Below are 22557 nucleotides of genomic sequence, written 5' to 3'. Positions count from 1 at the left end.
CTCAATAAAAGCGTAGCGCATGAATCATGTTCCCGTCATCCACAAAGGTCTGCTGATAGAAAAGAGCGCTATCGACCGAGACCCCAATAAGAGATTTGAATACCTTCTTCATATCTATGAAGGCCTGTGCAATATCCTTCTCCAGACCGATCTCCCTTACAAAATTGTAGCTGATGTTGTCGCTGAGACTCTCGGCATCTGAGAGTAACCTGTAATATTCGTCTGGCGTGAGTGAAGTAAGTACCGTTGTCTCATTAGAAAATATGAAGTAGATGGTATCGAAATCATTTTCGAGCTCGTAGATCCGGCTTCCCTTATGTGATGACTTAATTGCTCCCCACTCTTTAAGCGGCGCTTCAAGTCCGTCGGTATCGGAGCCCTTGTTTGTGAAGATGGCTGTTACTCTGGGAGTATCCGAAACCAGGTCTCCATATATCCTAGTATTTCCAATGCTTTCTCTAGATAGCAGCACAACGAAATCCGCCAGTTCTTTATACGGCTCAAGATCGAGCTCAAACCAGTGAGCAAGCTCCTTTCTTAGAGTCTCAACCGATGACGAGGGAAAGAAGACCGTGTAGTCTCCAAAAGTCTCCTTTGAAGCCTCCAACTCCTTTGTGTCTGATAAAGATAGCATCTTCTGAAGATCTTCATTGTTCAGAAAAAGTGTATCCTGAACTATTGTTGCCGTTAGCGTATGTCCTTCGGGTCGTGCAAAGACCACCGTACTCTCAATAGAAAAAGTAGATTCCAGGCCCAGATCAAGCTGAAAACGGTCACCATCTATGTAACCAGCAAGAGTGTAGTCATAACTCATTTCAGCGACTTCTCTGCCCCTGCCGTTTGATTCCAGTAATCTTCTCCCTTCACCCGAATAAGTCTTCGTAGCCAGTGTGACTGCGTCCTTGTTTCCACCGATTATCAGATAGTCATCAGCGGTATGGTAGAAGAGAGTCCCAGTACTGCTCCTCAATTCGTTCACATTTTCTCCGGGCTGGACAAATATTGCCATATCAAGAAGGGCCGCAACAGCTTTTAAGAGCTGGAAGGAACTGGTTGTTCTCCAGGCCATAAAGACTCTGTTCTTTGTAAGCTTGAGTTTCTCAAGCAAATAAAACGGATCGAACATAAGCAAATCGTCAAGCGAAAGATCTATGCCTTCGCCAACAAGAAGAATGTCGTCATTTAAAGCATCTTTCAGGAAACTTGTATCAACTTCTGCATTGTAACCAGCGGCATCAATTATTCCATAGAAAGCTCTTTCGGCCCCGAATCCATTATCGCCCAGATATGCGCCGAAAAAATTCGTGCTGTCCCTGAGCACTTCCATTGCTGACCTCAATCCGCGAAGAATAAGAAAATAGCCAACATCTTCAGGAACGAAATCAAAGATTTCCTGTGCCATGACTCCGGAAAAGAAAATTAGTACTAGAAAAAGAATGAGTAAGAATTTCAAGCTTTCCCGAATCAACCCTTTGCTGAACCGGGGTTTCCCTCCCTTCAACCTAATAACTCTTTATCCCGATCAAAAAAACCGAAGGCCTCCTCTACCAATCGTTCGAAGTCGAATTCAATTGATCTTTCTTCTGCGACCGAATAAAGAAGGTATTCAATATTACCTTTCTTACCCCGGATTGGTGAGAATGTCAATCCAACAGGAGACAAATCATTTGTACGAAATACCTTCACAAACCCTTCCAAAATGCCAATATGAACATTCTTAGAATTAACCAATCCCTTCTTGACCACACCAGGACCTGCTTCGAATTGGGGTTTCACAAGGACCACTGCTTCCCCGCCGTCCTCTACGAAACTTCTCAAAAGACCCGCGAGTGACGCCGTTGAAATGAAAGAAAGGTCGGCAGTAAGCAAATCTGCTTTTCCACCGGCGCGTTCAAGCGTCAAGTCTCTAATGTCAGTTGATTCCAGAGAAACAACTCTATCATCGTTTCTTATGCGGTGATTGATCTGATCTCTGCCAACATCTACACAAAGCACTCTCTGTGCACCTTTCTCAAGCAACAACTGCGCAAACCCACCTGTAGAGGCGCCAACGTCTATGACTCTCTTTCCTTCAACATTTATCTCGAAAATGTCAATGGCTTTTCTAAGCTTGAAGTATCCCCGACCAACCGGTATTACAGAATCCGCGACAACTATCCTGCTATTAGAATCTACCTTACGGCTGGGCTTAACAACAATCATACCATCTATGGTTACTTTTCCGTTCCTGATCAAAGTCGCTGCTTTTGTTCTACTTTCAGACAGTCCAAGATCAAATAACAGTTCATCGAGTCTACGTTTCGAACTCATCAAACACAACTTTGTAGAAGACTAGTCCTTGTGGGGGGGCAGTTCCCGGGAGACAAGATCTGTCACGACTGGAAAGGAATTCCGCTACTGATTCTTCCGAAACGCCTCCCGTACCTACTTTTACGAGGGTCCCAACTATATTCCTGACCATTCTCTTAAGGAAGGAAATTCCCTCCACCCTAATGAGAATTAAGTGAGGTGAGACTTTGATTATTCTAATGGCCGAAACAGTTCTGACCGGGTTTCTATCGTCCTTACCAGTTCTGAAAGCGGCAAAATCATGCTCCCCCAGCAAATGACCGCCTGCTCTTCTCATCGATTCAATGTCGAGAGGATAGGGAAACCACCAGACAAACCTTCTTCTAAAGATGTCGGGTTCACTTGAATTCAGAATATAGTAATGGTAGATTCTGTTTTTTGCCGCAAATCTGGGACTAAAGTTCTCGGTAACTTCATGTACTTTCCTTACATACACATCGGACGGAAGATTTGCGTTTAGAGCGTCTTTCATGGTGGAAGCACCCAATCGATCTAGAGTTGAATCGAATGCAATTACCTGTCCATATCCATGAACTCCTGTATCTGTCCGCCCGGCGCCCTGGCTGGAAATACTGAACTTATGAATCCTCTCCAGAGCTTCCTCGAAGACACCCTGAACAGTCCGCATATCGGGCTGATTCTGAAAGCCGAAATAATCAGTTCCATCGTATGAGACTACAGCAGCGAATCTCTTCATGATTACTTTGAAGCCGTCAGATCAAGCATTTCAGTATAGAGATACACCATTGAGGAGAGATCTTTTCCCATTCTTGGCAAATCACCGTTGTAGACAGTCCAAAGAACCCTTCCAACTATGGTCTCCACATACTTAATCAGCGAGTTCTCAATTTCATTTTTCTCACTATCGCTTATTTGGAGTTTTTCGACTTTCCCACCAAGCCAGGATGAGAAGCGCCGATCGTTGAACCTTAACTCTCCCTGCTCATAATCTTTCAGCATCTTGTACACTTCTTCAGTAGTCTCCCGAAGGGAAAGACTCTTCGATATAACCTCAAGAGTCGTTGGATCGAAGTACCCCTCGAGAGCTTCCGGGACTTCGAGTTCGTACTTGAAATAGAGAAGATTAGCATCGCTATGCTTTCTTTCGAAAGAGATCTTCCTTCTCGTAGAACTCTCAAGACCAAATGCACTGAGGCAGTTCCAGTACTTGTACTCAAGCAACTCGCTGGAATGCTCGATAGACCAGGTGGTCATGAAACCCGTCTTCGTCCTGTGATCAAAAGTCGCTCTCTTCGGTGTGAGAAAGTCATCCTCTCGATAAAGTATGTGTGCATACTTATAATTCATAGGCCCTCAATCCCTTCAATCAGTTCTCTCAGTTCTTCTATTCTATTTCTCGCTTCATCTTCGTTATCGCCTCTGGCCATGAGATAGAACTTCATTTTTGGCTCTGTTCCAGAAGGCCTGACAACTATCTTTGAATTGTCTTGCATTTCTATGGAAATCACGTCTGCCGCCGGTAAATCGCCGGAGTCTTCCAAATAATCTTTGAACTCTCTAATTGTTTCGTTCCCCATCTTTAAAGGGCTTCTGCTCCTCAATTTACTCATTATTGACTCGATTTTCTTTCTGCCTTCAATTCCAACATAATCTTTGTTCACAAGAGCTTCAAGATAGTGGCCGTGCTCTTCTTGAATCTCTTCGAGATAGTCAATCATAGTTCTTCCAGAACGTTTCAGAAAACCCCCAATTGTACAGGCTAAAGCTGCAGCGCTCACTGCGTCTTTATCCCTCGCGTGCCTTCCATAAAGCGAGCCATAGCTCTCTTCAAAACCAAAGAGATAACTGCCTTTTCCATCGACCTCCGATTTTTCAATGATCTCACCAATGAACTTGAAACCCGTAAGAGTCTCCTTCACTTCTACGTTATATTTAGCAGCGATTTTCTTGACAAGATCGGTCGATACAATTGTCTTAACAATGAATGGATCATTTGGAAGAGATTCCTTCAACCTTTCAAGAATGAAGGCAGTCATTATTACACCCGTCTGATTCCCGTTAAGAGCTGTGTAGGTTCCCTCGTGCTTCACCATTATTCCCAACCTATCACAGTCCGGATCGGTCGCAATCAGTAGGTCGGCTTCCGCTTCTTCTGCATCACTCAAAGCCATGGAAAAGGCATTCAAGTCCTCGGGATTAGGACTCTTCACAGTGGGAAAGTTACCATCCGGGAGCGTTTGCTCCTCCACTCGCTTGACCTTGTGACCGAGATCTGAAAGGGTTTTATAAACGGGATAATTTCCACTTCCATGTAGAGGCGTATAGACGACACTAAGTCCATCATAGTCGGAGCAAAGCCCCAGAACATTCTTCTTCACAGTTTCAATGAATGCTTCTAGCAAAGAATTCGAAATTTCCTCAATCAAACCTTTGTCAGGATTGTAGTTCTCAAAGAAATCCGACTTCTCAACTCTCTCTATAATCTCTTCTGCATACCTGGGAACTGCCTGGGTACCATCAGAAGTGTAAACCTTATAGCCGTTGTATTGAGGTGGGTTATGGCTTGCCGTTATCACAACACCGCCGCTGGCTTTCAGTTCTCTCACGGCGAAACTCAGAACTGGAACCGGCATAGGTTCAATGAACAAGTGAACCTTGATACCCATAGAGGAGAGAACCTCGGCAGTAACCTCAGCGAAATGGGCAGATTTGCGTCTGGTGTCAAAAGCAATAACGACGGATGGGTTGCTGAATCTTTCAGAGATCCAACGTCCGAACCCCAAAGTAGCTCTCCTGACGGTGAAAGTATTCATCCGATTTGTTCCGGCGCCAAGTACTCCCCGCATCCCGCCCGTTCCAAATTCCAGATCCAGTGCGAAACTCTCCCTCACGTCACTCGGGGAGAATCTCCTTAGCTCCTCTTTCATCTCTTCAGTTGAGTTTTCAAGCCATCTCTTGTACTCTTCTTTAATTGCCAGATCATCTCTTAGCACTCTACCACCTTCCAACAGCTTTCAAATGGTTGACCTTTCCGTTTTCCAGAACCTCAATAACATCCAGCCTTGCCTCGCTGAATACGGGTTTTTCGGTTCTTATGTATCTTTGAGCGGCAAGCTCCAGCCGCCTGAGTTTTCTTTCATCCACTCTGTACCTTGGTAGCCTGAAAGAGCTTCCACCCTTAACTTCAACAAAGACCAACGTCTTGCCTTTGAGAGCCACAATATCGATTTCCCCGAATCTGTACGAGACATTCCTGGCCTTCACCTTGTATCCCGATTTTTCCAAGTATTTACAGGCAAGTTCTTCGTATCTTTTGCCGAAATCGTTGCTCATTTCTCTTCTTTGTATATCCTAGGCACCTTAAGATAGCTTCCTTCCCGCTCAGGGAAAAGATCTCTTAAAAGCTTTGAATCTTCGAACTGGACAAAGTTGTCTTCTCTAGGTTCAAGACTCTTCTCCACGGGTGAGACCATCTCTTCTTCATCGAAATCAACCTGATCCAGGAGCGTCATATATTGCAGTATTTCCTCAATATCCTTCTTCAAACCGATTCGTTCTTCTTCTTTCAATTCGAGCTTTGAAAGACCTTCCAGGTGCTTCAGCAGCTCATCACTTACTTTCGTCTCCATTTCATTCCTCCTCAATGCTTACCTCACGAAGATACATGGCCGCATGTTCGGGGGGCATGGGATTTATATAGAAACCCGAGCCCCACTCAAATCCCGCAACCCTAGTAAGTCTTGGGACAATCTCCAGATGCCAGTGGTAGTGATCCGACTGCTCGATACCTTTTATTCCGGTATGTAACATAAAATTGTAGGGAGGATTGTCTAGGGCCTTATGGATTCTCAGCAACGTATTTTTGAGAATCACAGAAAAACTATCTATTTGAGAGGCCGATATCTCTCCAAAATTACAGCTGTGAACCTTCGGAAGTATCCATGTTTCAAAGGGGAATCTCGCTGCGAAAGGTTCAAAGGCAACAAAATCGCTGTTCTCCTCTACAACCCTCGTCCCTTCTAGACCCTCTTGATTTACCATGTCACAATAAACGCATCTCTCTCTGAAACGATAGTAATCAGCCGATCCTGCAATTTCCTCAGCAACCCTCTTCGGTACTATTGGAGTTGCGATAAGCTGACTATGAGAATGAACAAGTGAGGCTCCCGCTTCTCTCCCATGATTCTTGAATATTAAGATGTACTTTATTCTTGTGTCTTTCTCGAGTACCTGATGGCGTTCTTTGTAAGCCCAGATAACCTCTTTGATCTGCTCGTAAGATAGGGTTGCCATAGAGGCATTATGATCAGGTGTTTCAATAATCACTTCATGAGTTCCGAACCCCTTGATAACATCATACATCCCATGACCAAATCGCTCCGGCTCGACACTGGAATCCAGCGCCGGAAATTTGTTCTGAACCACTCTGACCCACCACCCGGGGCTATCTTTCGTAGTATCTGCTGGCCTAAAAGCCATTACTTCAGGTGGCGTTGTGTGTTCATTCCCGTAGTCAAATGGGCAGAAGGCGGATTCAACTTTTTCTTTTGCATTTATGAAATCATGTGGGCGTCTTGCTCTTTCAGTCGCAATAATAACCCATCTCTTGATTATTGGATCTTTTCTGAGTTCAGGCATTCCTTTTGACCTCCAAAGTTTGCTTATATAAGGAAAGATAGTTCTTGGCCGACGTTTCCCAAGAGAAATCCTCTTTCATGGCGTTACTCACGACCTCTCGCCAAAAGACGTCGTGATTAAAGACTCCAAGCGCCTTTTTCAGAGCCTCAAGCAGGCTTTCGCCATTATAATCAACAAAACCGAATCCATTGCCGTGGTCTGAAAGGCCATACTCTTTCACAGTATCTGCCAGTCCACCCGTGTACCTAACAACTGGAACAGTTCCGTATCTCATTGCAAACATCTGACCCAAGCCACAGGGCTCATATCTGGACGGCATCAAGAAAAAATCTGCACCTGCATAAATCTTTTGCGCAAGATCAAGATTAAAAGCAAGTTTTACAGCAACTTTGTCGGGATGATCCTCTTGAAGATCCCTTAGCATTTCCTCGTATTTCTTCTCTCCTGTCCCCAGAACTACTAACTGCATAGGAAGGCTTACTAACTCTCCCCGTATCTCCTCTATGAGATCTAGTCCCTTCTGGCCTACTAAACGGGAAATCAGTCCAAAAAGCGGGACTCTATTCTTTGGAAGTCCTAACAACAACTGCAAATTCGATTTATTTATTTCCTTCTTCTCGATACTATTCAAACCGTAATTTACCCACAAGCGAGGATCCTTTTCAGGATCGTATTCGGAGTAGTCGATTCCATTTAGAATCCCTACAAGATCTCTGTCTCTTCTCGAAAGGATCCTTTCCAGACCTGCTCCGTACTCTTCCGTCTGAATTTCATGGGCATACGTGGGAGATACAGTACTTAGTTTGTCAGAATATACCAAACCTGCCTTCATGAAGTTGATGTCGCTCCCTTCTGAGATGTAATCTAGGTAACGACTCTCAATACCGGAGAGTTGGAGATATTCTCTGCCATAAGTACCTTGGTAAGCAAGATTGTGTATTGAAAAGACAGTTCTGCAATTTGCATTTGCCTGCTTCAGATATACAGCCATCAAGCCTGTATGCCAGTCGTTAAGGTGGACAATATCATAGCCTTTATCGGCGGCGAAACCTGCTGCAGCATCGGAAAAGCTCATGGCCTGGAGCCCAAGATCCGATGCCCCATAGACTTCCTCGGAGTCCATGAGCTCATCATTGCTGAGGAGAAATACATCTACGTTGCCAAGCGGGCGTGATTTCTTATAGAGTTCAAAAGAGATTTCTCTCTTCATGAACCTTGTTTTTAGAATTGATCCTGTCTTCGAGGTTACATTCTTGTCCACGGACTTGTGAAATGGCATCAATATATCGATTTCAACCCCGAGATCTCTAAGATATTTTGGTAAAGCTCCAGCAACATCTGCAAGTCCTCCGACTTTTGCAAGTGGATAAACCTCGTAAGAGACATAAAGTACTTTCATTCAATCACCCCTTGAATAACGGCAGGTCATGAGAGAAGATCACCGTATCGGCTATTTCGAAGTACTTCGTAACGAAAGTTGCCGCTTCATCTGATCTCATACCTTTACGCATTTCATGATAGTGTATCTGTCTTGTGCATACGTCACCACAAATGAAAACTTTACCATGATTTTCCGTTTCAAGGAGAAAGGAAACATGATCACGGGAGTGATAGGGAGATTCGAGAACATCAATGACTCCCATAATCTTCTCACCACCAATAAATGTTTCGACGCTTCTCCATGAATCAATGATTTTCAGATACATTGCTCCCAATATAGGACCGAAAGACCCATAGTCCCTGCTCTTATAACTAGCGTGCAAGTGAATCGTTGCATTGGGGAAAAATATACTATTAAAAGCGTGATCTAGATGGAAATGAGTCAACAGTATGTCTGTTATGCTGTCCGGGGAAAGTCCCAGAGAAGTCAATCTTTCTTCCAGAGTCTTAATTGAAGGAAACCCGCCTGGATCGACGAGAATCTTTTTGCTATTTTCCACAAGCAAAGTGCAACTACTTGTAGGGGCATCCATCATTCCCGGCACATAGACGATACTGCCGGGAAAGAGGAGATTCAAGTCCAAGTCACATCACTCCTCGAAAAACCAATCCAATCGTCCCTACAATTATACAATATATGCCAAAGAATCTCAGACGCCGCTTCAGAACAAGTTTCTTGAGGAGCCAAAGCCCGATTATCCCCATGAGGAAGGCGAAAAGAGATGCCAGCAGAACTGTCGAAAGAGGAAGGCTTACTCTCGAAATCTCGAGAATGCCTGCTCCAAAAGTTACTGGAAGACTCAGAAGGAACGAGAACTTAACTGCATCACTTCTCATCATTCCGATTAGAAGAGCACCGAAAATTGTCAGGCCGCTCCTGGATATTCCAGGCGCTATTGCGGCAGCTTGAAAAATCCCAATCGACAGCGCACCCGCAAAAGACAGGTCAAGAATCCTTCGGTCCCCTTTGAATCTATCAGAAATGAATAGCGCAGCAGCCGTAACAAAAAGCATTATCGAAGTGAAGGCCACATCGGAGAAAAGAGATTTAATCTCATCTTCCAGCAAGAAACCTGCCAGAACCGCAGGGATCGTTGCTACGAGAAGCAGTCCGATATACCTGATCGATGAACTTCTTTTTTCCGGCCTACCCAGACCCGCTAAGATCGCCCACAGATCTTTGAATGTAAACAACAGAACTGCACCAAAAGTGGCCAGATGCAAGACAGCAAAAAATGCAGCCTTGGATTCGGCGTCAAGTGGTACGTTGAGAAGACTGGAGAAGATCGTGAGATGTCCAGATGAAGAAACGGGAAGAAATTCCGTTGCTCCTTGCACTACTCCTAGCAAGAGGTAACTGGTAAATTCAGACACTGAAACCCTCCTCTTCACTAATACTTTCAAATGAAATCCCTTGTTCTTGAAGTATTTCGGCAATCATGCTTATGTCAGACTCGTCTGTTCTTATGACAACGCGCCTGGAATCTTCGCTTTCTGAAGCAGACGTGATTATTGAAAGAATGTTTACTTCTCTTTCAGCAAGGAAGTCTACAACATCTCTCAAAGCGCCGGGTTCGTCATCTAGAACGATTGAAATCCTGGTTCCTGGTTTGTCCATAGCAGTGAATTCCATCAAACCTTCAAGAATCTCGAAGACTCCTATTGCCCCAACAACCAAAAAATCATCGTTCACGACGGGAAGAATGTAATCGTGACTCTCAATTAGCATCAGAGCCGCGTCTTCAATAAAGTCAGAATCTCGACAGTAAAAAACAGGTTCACTGATTACTCCTGAAAGCAACCCGGAAATATCGCACTCCGAAATCTCATCTAGTCGCGCAATTCCAGACAATCTACCTTCCTTGTCTACCGAAAAGATAGTTGTCAATCCAATTTTCTTCGCCTCGGCAAGGGTCTCCTCAAGACTTCTGTTTTCATCAAAAACGGGATAGGTCCTGTTTGTCCACTTATCAATATTCATGAAACCGCCTCTTTCCCAACTGAAGACTTTTATTTATTGAAACTAAAACCTATAATTGTAATAACATATATCTATGCACTGCATTCGGGAGGTGCCTCCGTGTTTCAAGGATACGTGAAACTTCTGGAACTGGCAACAAATCTCTTCACAATGTATAGATGGAACAACACACCGACTCTGCTAAGGACCAATGAGGCCGAGAACGCCTTCATATCGGCCCAGTACTGTCTGTTGATGTCCGAGATGGCCGGCCTTAATGGTTTTCATATCGACGACAAAAAGCTATTTCAGAGACTTGTTCTCAAAGAAATACCAAAATGCCTTCTCTCTGACATCTCTGTGGACACAAAGGTACTGATCAAGTCACTTTCACCTGACAAGTGGAACGATGTCTTCTCACGAACGGTGGAGGAGATCGTTCAGTACCTTCCTGATGATAGACACGATCCTTTCTACCTTTCGATGGTTCACTCAAAAGACGATACAATCGAAGGCAAAATCATCCAGACCGGGGACCTTCTCTCAGCCAAACTCGAAGCCGGACTTCATGCCAGATATTTTCCTGACTTCTTCAACAGACCGCTGAAAGATTTGGAGCAACGGATAGAGAGTTTTAGGGACTTTGAACCGTATCGTCTCATAGCTGACGCTGAATGGCTAGAACGCTACACGAATGCCCTAATCGTTCTGCTACGGGCAGTCCGCTGGAACAGACTAAACAGAAACGTACCTACTACCGTTGCCGCCCATTCATTCTACGTCACAATAACGGCGTACATTCTCTCCTGTATGGAGGAGGAAAGCGGCAAGGTGATAAATCCGGTTGAATCCGTTAAACTCGCCCTTCTGCATGATATTCCAGAAAGCATGACAGGTGACATAATAACTCCGACTAAGAAAAAAGTCCCGGGCTTCGAGGAGGTGATCGCACAAGTTGAAGAACGAATGGTCACCGAGAATCTGCTAGCCGGAATGCCTGATAGACTTATCAAAGAGCTTAAATACAGAATGCTTGATCCATTTGAATCACATGAAGGTAAACTCGTGTGGGCAGCCGACCAATTTGCTGCGACAGTAGAATGCCTGATGGAAATACGTTCGGGAAACACACAGTATGCCTTCAGAGATGCCATGAACAGGATGCTTGACGACCTATCAAAGTCAGATCTAGAGAGCGTTCAGTTCCTGACCCAAACATTCAGATGGAGTCTAGACTGGACGGGGCGATAGTCAAAGCGTCTTTAGAAATCTATCAAATCTGTCTAATCCTTCTTTGAGTTCTTCGGTTGAACTCGAAAAAGACATTCTTATGAACCCTTCGTAGCTGAATGCGCTTCCAGGAACCATTCCGACCTTTTGCTCTTCAAGAAGGCCAATTGCAAAATCATTTGAGTTCCTAAACCTTCCTCCAAGAAAAGATCTGATGTCTATAAAAACATAGAAGGCTCCAGCAGGCTTGCTGAACTTCAATCCAATTTTTTCCAGTCTTGAGATTACGTAATCTCTCCTCTTCCGGAACTCTTCCACCATAGAAGAGGTGTCGACTTCAAAAGCCTTCACGGCGGCGTACTGGGCCATTGTGTTGACATTCGAGGAAAGGTGACTTTGGATTTTCGAAATCGCCCTGGCTAATTTCATAGATATGGCGGAATAGCCGACCCTCCAGCCCGTCATTGCATAAGTTTTCGAGAAAGCGTTAATCACCGCAGTCCTCTCTTTCATACCCTCAATCGAAGCAATAGAGAAATGTGGTGCATCAAACACGAGCTTCTCATACACTTCATCGGAGATTACAAAAAGATCTCTCTCTACGCAAAGCTTACCCAGGACCCGAAGAAACTCTTCAGGATATATGGCTCCGGTTGGGTTGTTTGGAGAGTTTATCATTATTGCACGCGTTCTATCGGTAATTGCTTTCTCGATTTCAGAAATTTCGGGGACAAAACCCTTTTCCACTCTTGCCGGAACAACTACAGGCACACCACCACACAAGAGAATTTGAGCCTCATAGCTAACCCAAGCAGGAGAAATAATTAATACTTCATCACCCACGTTCAACAAGGCTTTAAGCACGTTATAAATCGCTTGCTTCCCCCCGTTCGAAACCACTATTTCCTCAGGTGAGTAGTTAAGACCATTATCCTTCTGAAGTTTCACTGTGATCGCCTTTCTTAACTCATCAATTCCAGAGGCGTTCGTATACTTCGTTTTTCCCTCATTGAGAGCTTTTATTGCTGCGTCTACAATTGGGCGGGGAGTAGGAAAATCCGGTTCACCGGCAGTGAATTTCACGACATTCTCTCCTGATTTTGCAAGGTCCAGGGCCTTCTTGTTAAATTCGAGTGTGGCCGAGGGTGTTACAGAAGAGACAAAGTGCGACAAATCCATCAGAGCACCTCCGCGGTTTTTCAATCAGTGTTTTAAATTTCAGATCTTGTTTATTATCTCTAAGACGACCAGTGCGAAATCATTCAGACTATCCTTCTTGCAGAGCCTCGCGCCAGCTTCTCTCTTTCTCTTTCCGTTTACCAGTGAAGATCCCACGGCCATGACAATTTCTGTCATACCGTATTCCAGCTTTTCAATGAACTCAATCCTGAAACTGGGTATTACATCTCTGATGGCCGCGACGGTAGACTCTACAATCGCCATATATTTCTCGTCATCACCAACATCAACTATGGAAGAACCCTCGAGTTCTTTCCCTTCATAATCTAGTATTACAGTGATATCGAGCCGCCTCATCGTAGCTTTTGTTTCAAGACTAGTAAGTTGGAAGTTGTACCCTTGGACTTCTTCCTTTTGGTAAGGCCTTATTACCGAAGCCTCTTCTTCATCGCCGGAATCAAGAGATATCTGCGCGATAGAGACTATCTTTCTATCAATCTTGATCCCGCTCGAAGCGAAGATTGCTGTTTCAATGTCTCTAACCAATTGCTTTGCCGGTTTGGAAATGTCCGCCAGAACATGAATTTCGACCATTTCTCCGCTCTCATCATAGACGATTCGTGCGCTGTGAACTCCCGGCAGTTTCGAAACGACGTTGTCAACTGCTAGCTTGCTAGGCATTTCACCAACCCCCTCGACCTTCACAAAATCAATGCAAACAACAAAGATAGACCAAGAAACCCCCCGGCTGCAACAAGGGAATACCAGCCTTTCTTATCATAAGGTTTGTAATCTTCAGGCTTCACTTCGCTTTTTGGTTTGCGCACCTTCTTTGTACCAATCTCAAAGAAAACCAACGATAGAAAGAGCGCACCCATCGCTATAACAAAAAAAGCATTAGAAACGAACTCCATCGAACTACCCCCGTACGAAGCCACCATCCCGCCAAAGCGGAACAAGATCGTACAGATTGATTTTAGCACAAAAGCCCACATCTTCAAAAAATCCAAGAGAGACTAGTCTCTTCGCTTGCACACCATTCTCCAAAATGAAACTCTCCAGATTATCCTTGACGGCTTCATAAAGCACTGAGGAAATCCTGCAGCTGTCATTGATGTGGCCGATTTCGAGCTGAGAAACGAGTGCCCCCGCAAGCAAAGTGTCTTCCAGTGAAGGATCACCATCGGTACCTGCGCATTGCAACTCTATTCTCCCGCTTTCTCTTTTCAGAAGTCTGACTACGCTTCCCAGATTTAGGAAAGAAGCAAGTATTACTTTTCTTGCCCTCTTTGATTTTGAGACAGCAACTGTCCCGTTTGTTGTAGTAATTACCAGTTCTTTCCCTTCAATCATCTCTTCAGAGAGCTCGCGCGGGGAATTGCCAAGATCAAAACCATCGATCTTCTTAGACCCTCTTTCACCAACAGTTAGCACTTCAAAATTGTCCTCCCTGTACTTCTTTGCTTCTTCGACAGATAGCACCGGCACAATTTTCTTAGCTCCGAAGTGAAGTGCTGCCGTCATGGTGCTCGTAGCTCTAAGTACATCAATCACCACGGCAACGTCTGTCTCCTCGTTGAGCAACCGTGGTAGAAGGTTGACTCTCACTTCCATTGCCACTAGTAATCCTCCAGATGTCGCCAGAGATTTAGCTCAAGGGCTCTAATTTCTGCCCTGCCAACTCCAATTGCTGACACTGAGCAGTTGTGAACTGAAAGTCGATAGTGATTTTCAAGCGGCAGTCCCATTGCATGGCAAAGAGCCGTTCTAATCAATAATGCGTGAGAAACAACAATTACCTGCTTTCCTGGATAATTGGAAGAGAGATATCTCACGAATTCAACCGCTCTTCTTTGAACTGCTCCAAGCGGTTCCGTGTCGGGGATGTCAGCCCAGGGATCCTTGCGCCAGTACTCTATCAGGTTTCCAAAACTCTCGAAAGCCTCGCTAATGCCAAGTCCATTCCAAAGGCCAACATCTGCTTCACGAAGAACAGGGTTGACTATTGGAGATTTGCCTAGAAAGAGGCCAATGATTTCAGCAGTCTCTCTTGCCCTTACCAGATCACTGGTGAAGACCGCTGCAGTACTGGGAATTAGTCTCTTGAGAAACCTGCCCGTTTTCTTAGCTTGCTCTCTGCCTTTTTCTGACAAGGGGATATCCGATCTTCCTTGCCAGCGGTTGCTATTGTTCCATTCGGTCTCCCCATGCCTCACGAAGTAGATCTCCATGATTTCCTCCAATTCTATTTCCAAATTATCTCATCGGCGTCAGTATCTAAAGGCTTCGCTTTTTGGATTACCTTCTGAGCAGTTCCTGTTCTTACAACCACATTCTCTATTCTGGCCGCATCGGTAAGATACTTTCCTTCGATCGGTCCGAAGAATACTCTGTTGACTTCCATGATTCTCTCCTTCATCTCAAAAGGTCTTCCGCTCTTGAATAAGACATAACCTTGAATAGGAACTTGATTACTTATCTCAATAAACGATCTACCATCTGTAATGAAACTCTTACCCATGTAGTCTACTCTCCTGTAAGGCGCTATCCCTGTTCTCAAACAAGCAAGCGCCGTTGTAACCTCGAAATCAGTCGCTTCTCTGGAAAGATCTGGTGGCTCGATCTCTGTTAGATTGAAACCAAGAACCTCCAATTCCATCATTGCCCTGTCGATTAACGTGTCTCTCTCGTTTTTCTCCTGTGACTCTTCCTTGTAACCAAATACAGCTCGGATAGATTTAAGTTCGGGATCAACTCCCATCAAGGCGTCGTTCATTTTCTTCAATAACTCGTTTCTTTCTCCAAAACCGTCTAGATAACCGCTTTTAATAAGCCTTTCAAGATCCCTAGCTTGGTATTTCGATCTGTTGTTTCTTACAAAAGTGAAGAAAGAATCCTCAACTGGCACAGGTCTCAGTTCATGATTCTTGAGAAGTCCCGGAATGGAAAGAGAAACACAGCCGGAACTCTGTGAAGCTTCCTTCCCTGCACATAGCTTCAAACCTTGATCTCTTATTTCTGCAACAGCTCGCGGCAGGCTGTTGCGAGGAAGTTCTGCCAATATAAGTGGATAGAAGATCTCGGGATGGTTTGCCTTGAAATACGCCAACCAGTACGCAATCATTGCATAGCTAAGACTGTGAGACTTGTTGAAGGCATAACCAGCAAAATTGACAAGGAAAGAATACAACTTCTCCCTTCTATCCGGTTGAAGTTCACTATAGCCAGGTGAACTTCGAAGCAGTCCATCGACTGCTTCTTTCTCTTTCTTGGAAATAGCTCTTCTAAGGAGCTCACCATCATCAGCTTCTAGAGAGAGCATGCTTGCAGCAATCTTTAAGACCTGTTCCTGATAAACGAGAAGTCCGCCAGTTTCCGCCAAAACAGGAACCTTTCTCCTTATCTTCTCGATTTCCGAAGGAGTTCTTGAGAGTCTTAGAAAACGCTCGGTCACTCCAGACTTGATTGGACCAGGCCTATTAAGGGCTATAGCGATTGAGAGGTCTCTCAACGAAACAGGTTTCACCGATCTAACGACCCTTGTTGCAAAAGGCGCTTCGAGTTGGAATACTGCCGACGTATATCCTCTACCAAGAGTTTCATAAGTCTTGGAATCATTCGTTGGGTAGTCCCACGGCTCTCTTCCTTTCGTCATTTCCTTCAGGAAGGACAGGTTCTTCAAACCGAGTAGATCAATCTTCTGAAAACCAACAATCCGAAGAGAATCCATATCCCATAAAGAAACCGCCAGCCCATCATTTGAATTGAGAGGTATCAGTCCCGTTAGAGGAATACTTGATAGAATAACACCGGCCGCATGAATTGAAAAACCTGAATAAAGTCCCACTACAAGCTTTGACATCTCAAACAGCTGTTTCATATCAACATCGTTTTCAAATGCATACGGAAACCTTTGCCCCTCCTTACTCCATTCGATTAGTCTCGATACTCTCTGTCCATCGACTCCAAGCTTCCGTCCAATTTCGCGAGCAGCTCCTTTAAAACTAAAAGTTGAAGCAGTACTTATAAGACAGAAACAGTCATGGCCGAAATACTCGCCGAGTTTATTCAGAAGTTTCTGCCTTGATTTATCGTCAACATCAAGGTCAATATCAGGGGGATCGTTTCTCTTCAAACTAAGAAATCTTTCAAAGAAGAGCTCTTCCTCCACGGGATCAATGCGAGTTATGCCAAGCAAGTAGCTGACAAGAGAACCAACGGCTGACCCTCTTCCGGGGCCTATCCAGCAATTATTGTTCTTTGCGATTTCAACAATCTTTGAGACTGTCATGAAATAATCCTGAATATCTTTGGAAATGATTACCGAAAGCTCCCTATTAAGCCTTTCAGAGTAACTGCTTTCCAACTTCTTCGATTCAAGAGTTCTTCGCAGAAGGGAAGAGAACTCTTCTGGTGATGATCTCACAGGAAAGACATGATCTATCTTCTGGAGATGGAATTCTTTAGGTAGTCTGGAGAGCAGTTCAGCAAGATCTTCCTCAATCTCATGATAGAGTTTTTCATCAGGCAGAGAGTAATCCGCTTCTTCAGTTGAAGATCCAAGAGAAGTATATACTCTGAATCTCTCACTTTGGTGATCTAGATAGCGACACTCCCAGATCGGATTTTTTGAGGAACTGTCAAGATTACGGGGCTTTCCTTTTATGTTTATTAGGTTTTCAGAGTCATGAATAGTGCGAACGAGAAGTTCTCTGAAACCACTTTCATTTTTTGCAATCCAGTATTCATACCCCTCTCTCAGACCGGGCACGGTCACTATACCCGAACTGGAGAGAACTGAATACCACTTCACAAAGGATGACAGAGAGGAATCAAGAATCACACATCTTTTGTAGCCTCTCCTCTTCAATTCTTCAGCCGTGTCCTTGATTTCAAGAACGGAACCGAACAACTCGTGCTTAGTGATCAAAAAAGCTGTCTTCATCTTTTTGTCACCAATTCAGAGAGGTTCACTATTACTTCCTTCATATCAGCGGGGAGTGAGGCAATAAAAGTCATTCGCTTCCCTGAGCGGGGGTGAGATACAGTGAGTCTCGCCGCATGCAGCATCTGTCTCTTAACTCCGAATATCTCATCGTCTCTAGCCTTGCCATAAACGGCGTCTCCAAGAAGCGGGAAGCCCTTTTCTCTCATATGAACCCTTATTTGATGTGTCCTGCCGGTCTTAGGACTTACAAAAACCAAAGAGGCGATTTCGGAGAAGTTTTTCAGAGTTCGATAATATGTTAGTGACTCCTTACCACTTTCATTTACCGACATCTTTAGTCTGTTCACAGGATGGCGGGCAATCGAATAATCGACCTTTCCGGATATTGGAGTCTTGCCTCTAACAATCGCTATGTAATCCTTAGAAGTCAATCTGTTCTTGAACTGGCTTGAGAGAGACACATGAGCTAGATCATTCTTTGCAACAATTATTACTCCGCTTGTATCTTTATCCAGTCTGTGAACAATACCAGGTCTCGTCACACCTCCAATACCCTGTAGATCCATACAGTGGTTCAGAAGAGCATTTACGAGTGTTCCAGTCTGTTTTCTAGGCAAAGGATGAACAATAATGCCCGGATCTTTGTTCACGACGATTATGTCGTGATCTTCGAAGACAATATTAAGAGGGATCTCTTCAGGTTCTACAGATAGAACCTCCGGTTTGTCGGGAAGCTCAAAAGTGATAGATTCTCCAGTCTTCACTTTGTAGGCGGGCTTTCTGGGCTTTCTGTCCACAAAAACCTTCGTTTCTTTGATCTGGCGCTGCACAAATGTTCGGGAAACCCATGGTGGAGCCTTCTCAACGACTATCTTATCAAGTCTCCAGCCGTCCTCACGACTGGAGACTATTATCTCTTGAAGCACGCTTCTCCCTTCGATATACGGAAAGTGTAAGCAAGGCCGCACCAAAGACAATGCACATATCTGCAAAATTGAAAATCGCTGGGAACCCCTTCAATTCGAAGAAATCAACAACGTGCCCTAATCTCAGTCTATCCACCAGATTGTTACCAAGTGCACCACCAACAATCAGACCAACAAAGAAGGACTCCCATCTGGATAGTTTGGAGGAATGAAAACTCGAAGCAATTACTATCGCTACTACAATTCCTATAGCGACAAAAGCCAGAAGCCAAGGCTCCTGATTCTTGAAAAGGCCAAATGCCACACCTGTATTTCTCACATATCTTAAGCCAAAAATTCCTCCGACCAAATCTATTCGCTGAAAATACGTCATTCCATTCTCGACGAAATACTTGCTTACTTGATCAAGAATCAAGGCCAGAGTAATCCCAAGAAGAGACAGCAATTATTATCACTCCACATGTTGCCCAAAAGGGCAGTGAGGATCAACCCATTTGCTCGGCGAGAGCCTCCATTTCGGCTTCATCGATATCTGAATTGTCGTAGATCTCCTGAACATCGTCGTTGTCTTCAAGAATGTCGAGAAGTTTAAAAAGCTTACCCGCATCTGAACCCTCAACTTTTAGCGTGTTGCTCGGAATGTAACTCATATCGTAAGACAATGAATAGCCGTTTTCTTCAAGGGCAGTCTTTACATCTGATACTGAGTCCGGAGAGGTCACGATCTCGATTGGATCTGCTTCGTCTTTTATATCCTCGGCTCCTGCCTCTATAGCAAGAAGCTGAAACTCTTCCAGATCAGAAATCTGTTCTTTTGCTACGGTAATGATTCCCTTTCTTTCAAACATCCAGCTGACAGCACCACTTTCGGCCATCGAACCGCCGTATTTCGAAAGAGTGTGCCTAATTTCCTGTGCTGTTCTGTTCTTATTATCAGTAAGACATCTGATCAGAAGTGCAACACCACCCGGAGCGTAGCCTTCATAAAGAGCCTCAGAGAACGACTGCCCTTCGAGTTCCCCTGCACCCTTCTTGATTGCTTTTTCCATCGTGTCTTTAGGCATATTTGCCGCTCTCGCCTTTTCTATAGCAGTTCTCAAAGAGGTGTTTGTATTTGGATCAGAACCACCTTCTCTTGCCGAGACCATAAGCTCTCTGATGATCTTCGTGAAAACCTTCGATCTCTTGGCGTCTTGTGCGCCCTTTCTGTGCTTGATATTTGCCCACTTGTTGTGACCGGACATATTATATCCCTCCTATTTCATCCAGAATATTTGAAGTATATTTCCCACGAAGCAACCCTTCTTCCACAAAAACAATTACCCCTTCATGAGAAGCGGTACCTTCTTTCGACAAAATCTTTAGCATTTCCTCCGCTGGAACCATTGAGTCTACTGGCTGAGAATATTTTACCATATAGACAGTTTTCAAGGTGGTCACTGAGATGTCCTGAAAGACGTCTCCGGCCAGGTAATCTCTTTGCCCACTTTTAGTCTTTTTTGTGACTTCAGCGCCTGCATCATATAGATTTGGATCATAGAGCTCCCTTGGAAGTACGAGAACCATTCTGTAGGAATCAATAAAATCTTCAATTCTTTTGTGATCGGAAGACAGGTACCATGACGATAGAGCGCGAAGGGTATAATTGGCTGCGGAGTTCAACAGACTCACGGGATCACTGTTCTTTTCATCTGTTTCAAGAAGAACATAATGTGCCAGACTTGCCACTCCAGTAGGAATTGCTGGCGAATAACTCACTTTTATCCGGGGATGGAATCCCTGTGTAAAAGTCACGGATAGCCCAGATCTCCTGATTGTCCGTTCAATTGCTGTGACGGTTTCCTGGTGAGAAAGAAATCTCATGAGACCTCCACAGCAGAAGCGAACTACCAATCTCTTATTATTCAAGTTATTCAAGCAAACCTCCGCGGGCACCAGATCCGAAACCCTTTGTCCCTTGGGTCACGTGCAGTTATAATTGTATTCGATTCACCTTCACTTTTCAACACCAAATAGAATCACCGAGAGGTGAGTGAAATGAAATGGATGATAATGTCGGATTCTCATGACAACATGACAAGAATCTCAGAAGCAGTGAGTCTCGCAATTGACAGAGAAGTTGATGTTCTCTTTCATTGCGGAGATCTCGTGTCACCTTTCGCAGCCCGAGAGCTAATTCGGTTCAGCGGAGAACTCCATGTGGTCATTGGAAACAATGATGGAGAGTTGCTCGGCCTCAAGAGCCTGCTTGGGGGGTCCTTAATCAAAGGCCCGAAGGAGATCGAGGTAAACGGGTATAGAGTTATTCTAATGCATGAACCTTTCGGACTGAAAGATACATTAAGAGCTGATTTTATTTTCTACGGTCATACACATAAGCTCGATATTAGACTGGATCCTAGTCCTGTGATAGTAAATCCCGGTGAAAGCTGCGGCTATCTAACTGGAAGACAAACCGTTGTCATAATTGATCCGAATGATCTTAAGTACGAGCTGATTGAACTCAGGTGAGACAAAGATTAATTATAACATCTCTTTAACCGCGGAAAATCGACAGATACGTATAATTAGACGACATAAAAAAAACCAGTACCTGAATGGAGGTAATTCCCAATGGAGAAAAACTTTGTGAAGAAAGAAGAAAATGTTGAAACCTTTCTCTTTTCCTTTGGTTCGGAAGAGGTTAGGAAGGCAGAAATGGACGTTGGCAAATATGTTAATCAGCAGTACACAATCCCCGGTTTCAGGAAGGGAAAGGTACCCCTGAACATAGTAAGAAACTTCCTTGCAGAGAGCTTTGAAGAGATGGTTCTTGAGGTCCTCTCAGACAAAATCGAGGAAGAGCTAAAGGAGGAAAAAATCCTAATCCCAGCAGTCATAACAGATCAGAAGATGGAGGGAGAAGGCGCAAGAGTTGAAGTTAAGCTTCACAGAGATCCCGAAGTCAAGATTTTTGACTATGAAAACCTTGATCTCAAAATCCCAAAGAAGGATGAAGTAGTACTCAATTATGTAAACAATAGGCTCGAAGAACTTAGAAACGAACACGCTATAGTGGAGCCAAAAGAGGGACAGGTTGAAAATGGCGACATAGTCAAGATAGAATATACGATAACTAAAGATGGCAAGAAAATTGCCGAAAACAAAGTTCAGGAGCTCACAGTTGCTCCCGACGACGACAGACCGATTGTCAAGAATGTAATTGGAAAAACAAAGGGTGACGTAGTTGAATTTGACAGAACGTTCGAAGACTCGGATAATGAATACTTCTATTCGGTCAAAATATTGGATGTTCTCAGCAAGAGTCCATTAGATCTTGACGATGAATTTGCGAAGACGGTAAACGCCGAGGCCAATTCTCTCGAAGAACTCAAGCGGATTGTCGAGAAGGAGGGAGTGGAATCCTTCTTAAATTGGCAGAAGGACTTTTTGAGGCAACAGGCTATGGACAAGATCAATGATCTGGTTGAAATAGAAATCTCCGACTCCACTCTCGATTATTTCGTTCAGAGGACTATAGAGAACTCGAAGAAAGAGAAGAGCTATGATAACTACTTGAAACAGGCCGGAAGTGAAGAGAAACTTTTGGAAAACTTCAGAAGCGGTGTCTTCGATGAGATAAAGAAGTCAAGGTTCATTGACGAAATTGCCTCGAAAGAAGGCTTCAAGGCGGAACAAGAAGAAATCGAGGCTTATGCGGAGGAAATGGCACCGTACTGGGGAATCTCTGCCGACAGGGCGAGAGAGATGGTTACTTCTCGCGAAGACATCAAGGAAGACATTGTTTCAACCATAATTAGAAACAAAGTTCTTGACGCAGTAATTGAGCGCGCCGCAATAAGCGAAATGGAACCATCACTAGAAAAAGAAGAGAAAGGCAGTGAAAGAAGTTCCGGAGAGGACTCTTCTCAGCAATAGGCAGTTAG

Annotated in this window: 25 protein-coding genes; 3 read left to right on the top strand and 22 right to left on the bottom strand. The window is 44.3% G+C overall.

The window, feature by feature from the left end; genetic code table 11:
- Position 1: 1 nt before the first annotated feature.
- The 12 genes from Y697_RS02735 to Y697_RS02680 all read right to left on the bottom strand — a co-directional run bounded on the left by Y697_RS02735 (position 2) and on the right by Y697_RS02680 (position 10369).
- Positions 2-1402 carry a hypothetical protein gene (locus Y697_RS02735; RefSeq protein ID WP_259462276.1) on the bottom strand — a complete coding sequence of 467 codons (1401 nt, stop codon included), beginning with the start codon at positions 1400-1402 and terminating at the stop codon, positions 2-4.
- Positions 1403-1497: 95 nt separating this feature from the next.
- Positions 1498-2310, bottom strand: a complete 813-nt coding sequence (locus Y697_RS02730; protein WP_121550159.1) for a TlyA family RNA methyltransferase — start codon at positions 2308-2310, stop codon at positions 1498-1500.
- A complete protein-coding gene (gene truA / locus Y697_RS02725) occupies positions 2294-3046 on the bottom strand; it encodes a tRNA pseudouridine(38-40) synthase TruA (protein ID WP_121550158.1) in 753 nt (250 codons plus the stop codon). Before truA ends, Y697_RS02730 begins: the two co-directional genes overlap by 17 nt.
- A gap of 2 nt (positions 3047-3048) precedes the next feature.
- Positions 3049-3657 (bottom strand): hypothetical protein, encoded by a 609-nt coding sequence (locus Y697_RS02720; protein ID WP_121550157.1) that lies wholly within the window; start codon positions 3655-3657, stop codon positions 3049-3051.
- Positions 3654-5303, bottom strand: a complete 1650-nt coding sequence (locus Y697_RS02715) for a phospho-sugar mutase (RefSeq protein WP_121550156.1) — start codon at positions 5301-5303, stop codon at positions 3654-3656. Before Y697_RS02715 ends, Y697_RS02720 begins: the two co-directional genes overlap by 4 nt.
- 1 nt (position 5304) lies before the next feature.
- Positions 5305-5643 carry a YraN family protein gene (locus tag Y697_RS02710; RefSeq protein WP_121550155.1) on the bottom strand — a complete coding sequence of 113 codons (339 nt, stop codon included), beginning with the start codon at positions 5641-5643 and terminating at the stop codon, positions 5305-5307.
- The gene (gene gatC / locus Y697_RS02705; protein WP_121550154.1) at positions 5640-5939 is read right to left on the bottom strand and encodes an Asp-tRNA(Asn)/Glu-tRNA(Gln) amidotransferase subunit GatC; all 300 of its coding nucleotides are present in this window, start codon (positions 5937-5939) and stop codon (positions 5640-5642) included. Before gatC ends, Y697_RS02710 begins: the two co-directional genes overlap by 4 nt.
- Position 5940: 1 nt before the next feature.
- Positions 5941-6948 carry a galactose-1-phosphate uridylyltransferase gene (gene galT, locus Y697_RS02700; RefSeq protein WP_121550153.1) on the bottom strand — a complete coding sequence of 336 codons (1008 nt, stop codon included), beginning with the start codon at positions 6946-6948 and terminating at the stop codon, positions 5941-5943.
- Complete coding sequence (locus Y697_RS02695) at positions 6941-8347, bottom strand: glycogen synthase (RefSeq protein ID WP_121550152.1); 1407 nt, start codon at positions 8345-8347, stop codon at positions 6941-6943. The genes galT and Y697_RS02695 overlap by 8 nt, the downstream gene beginning before the upstream one ends.
- Positions 8348-8351: 4 nt before the next feature.
- Positions 8352-8972, bottom strand: a complete 621-nt coding sequence (locus Y697_RS02690) for an MBL fold metallo-hydrolase (protein ID WP_121550151.1) — start codon at positions 8970-8972, stop codon at positions 8352-8354.
- Position 8973: 1 nt separating this feature from the next.
- The gene (locus tag Y697_RS02685) at positions 8974-9762 is read right to left on the bottom strand and encodes an undecaprenyl-diphosphate phosphatase (RefSeq protein ID WP_121550150.1); all 789 of its coding nucleotides are present in this window, start codon (positions 9760-9762) and stop codon (positions 8974-8976) included.
- Positions 9755-10369: an ACT domain-containing protein gene (locus tag Y697_RS02680; RefSeq protein ID WP_121550149.1), complete on the bottom strand. Its 615-nt coding sequence runs from the start codon at positions 10367-10369 to the stop codon at positions 9755-9757. Before Y697_RS02680 ends, Y697_RS02685 begins: the two co-directional genes overlap by 8 nt.
- Before the next feature lie 99 nt (positions 10370-10468).
- On the opposite strand from Y697_RS02680, the gene Y697_RS02675 reads away from it, so the two are divergent.
- The gene (locus tag Y697_RS02675) at positions 10469-11599 is read left to right on the top strand and encodes an HD family hydrolase (protein WP_121550148.1); all 1131 of its coding nucleotides are present in this window, start codon (positions 10469-10471) and stop codon (positions 11597-11599) included.
- On the opposite strand, the gene aspC is transcribed toward Y697_RS02675, so the two are convergent.
- From aspC to Y697_RS02625, 10 genes are read right to left on the bottom strand one after another with little or no spacing between them, the layout of a single operon-like run.
- Positions 11600-12757 (bottom strand): aspartate aminotransferase, encoded by a 1158-nt coding sequence (gene aspC, locus Y697_RS02670; RefSeq protein WP_121550147.1) that lies wholly within the window; start codon positions 12755-12757, stop codon positions 11600-11602.
- A gap of 39 nt (positions 12758-12796) precedes the next feature.
- Entirely contained in the window at positions 12797-13438 is a 642-nt protein-coding gene (locus tag Y697_RS02665) for a hypothetical protein (protein WP_121550146.1), read from the bottom strand.
- Positions 13439-13458: 20 nt separating this feature from the next.
- Positions 13459-13671, bottom strand: coding sequence for a hypothetical protein (locus Y697_RS02660; protein WP_121550145.1), 213 nt, complete (start codon positions 13669-13671; stop codon positions 13459-13461).
- A gap of 4 nt (positions 13672-13675) precedes the next feature.
- Positions 13676-14371: a 2-phosphosulfolactate phosphatase gene (locus Y697_RS02655; RefSeq protein WP_121550342.1), complete on the bottom strand. Its 696-nt coding sequence runs from the start codon at positions 14369-14371 to the stop codon at positions 13676-13678.
- A gap of 5 nt (positions 14372-14376) precedes the next feature.
- Positions 14377-14988 (bottom strand): histidine phosphatase family protein, encoded by a 612-nt coding sequence (locus Y697_RS02650; RefSeq protein WP_121550144.1) that lies wholly within the window; start codon positions 14986-14988, stop codon positions 14377-14379.
- Between the two features lie 14 nt (positions 14989-15002).
- Entirely contained in the window at positions 15003-17702 is a 2700-nt protein-coding gene (locus Y697_RS02645) for a DNA polymerase III subunit alpha (RefSeq protein WP_121550143.1), read from the bottom strand.
- On the bottom strand, positions 17699-18631 hold the full coding sequence (locus Y697_RS02640; RefSeq protein WP_121550142.1) for an RluA family pseudouridine synthase: 933 nt from the start codon (positions 18629-18631) through the stop codon (positions 17699-17701). Before Y697_RS02640 ends, Y697_RS02645 begins: the two co-directional genes overlap by 4 nt.
- The gene (gene lspA, locus Y697_RS02635; RefSeq protein ID WP_121550141.1) at positions 18600-19076 is read right to left on the bottom strand and encodes a signal peptidase II; all 477 of its coding nucleotides are present in this window, start codon (positions 19074-19076) and stop codon (positions 18600-18602) included. The genes Y697_RS02640 and lspA overlap by 32 nt, the downstream gene beginning before the upstream one ends.
- Before the next feature lie 40 nt (positions 19077-19116).
- The gene (locus Y697_RS02630; RefSeq protein WP_121550140.1) at positions 19117-19875 is read right to left on the bottom strand and encodes a YebC/PmpR family DNA-binding transcriptional regulator; all 759 of its coding nucleotides are present in this window, start codon (positions 19873-19875) and stop codon (positions 19117-19119) included.
- 1 nt (position 19876) lies between these two features.
- Positions 19877-20566 carry a TIGR03936 family radical SAM-associated protein gene (locus Y697_RS02625; protein ID WP_259462275.1) on the bottom strand — a complete coding sequence of 230 codons (690 nt, stop codon included), beginning with the start codon at positions 20564-20566 and terminating at the stop codon, positions 19877-19879.
- A gap of 102 nt (positions 20567-20668) precedes the next feature.
- Here Y697_RS02625 and Y697_RS02620 point away from each other — a divergent pair, with 102 nt between their 5' ends.
- Positions 20669-21142, top strand: a complete 474-nt coding sequence (locus tag Y697_RS02620; RefSeq protein WP_259462274.1) for a metallophosphoesterase — start codon at positions 20669-20671, stop codon at positions 21140-21142.
- Between the two features lie 102 nt (positions 21143-21244).
- Positions 21245-22549, top strand: coding sequence for a trigger factor (locus tag Y697_RS02615; RefSeq protein WP_121550139.1), 1305 nt, complete (start codon positions 21245-21247; stop codon positions 22547-22549).
- Positions 22550-22557: the final 8 nt, after the last annotated feature.

This window comes from Mesotoga sp. BH458_6_3_2_1 (assembly GCF_003664995.1).
In the GTDB taxonomy this organism is placed as follows: domain Bacteria; phylum Thermotogota; class Thermotogae; order Petrotogales; family Kosmotogaceae; genus Mesotoga.
This window is presented reverse-complemented; position numbering and strand designations above follow the sequence as displayed.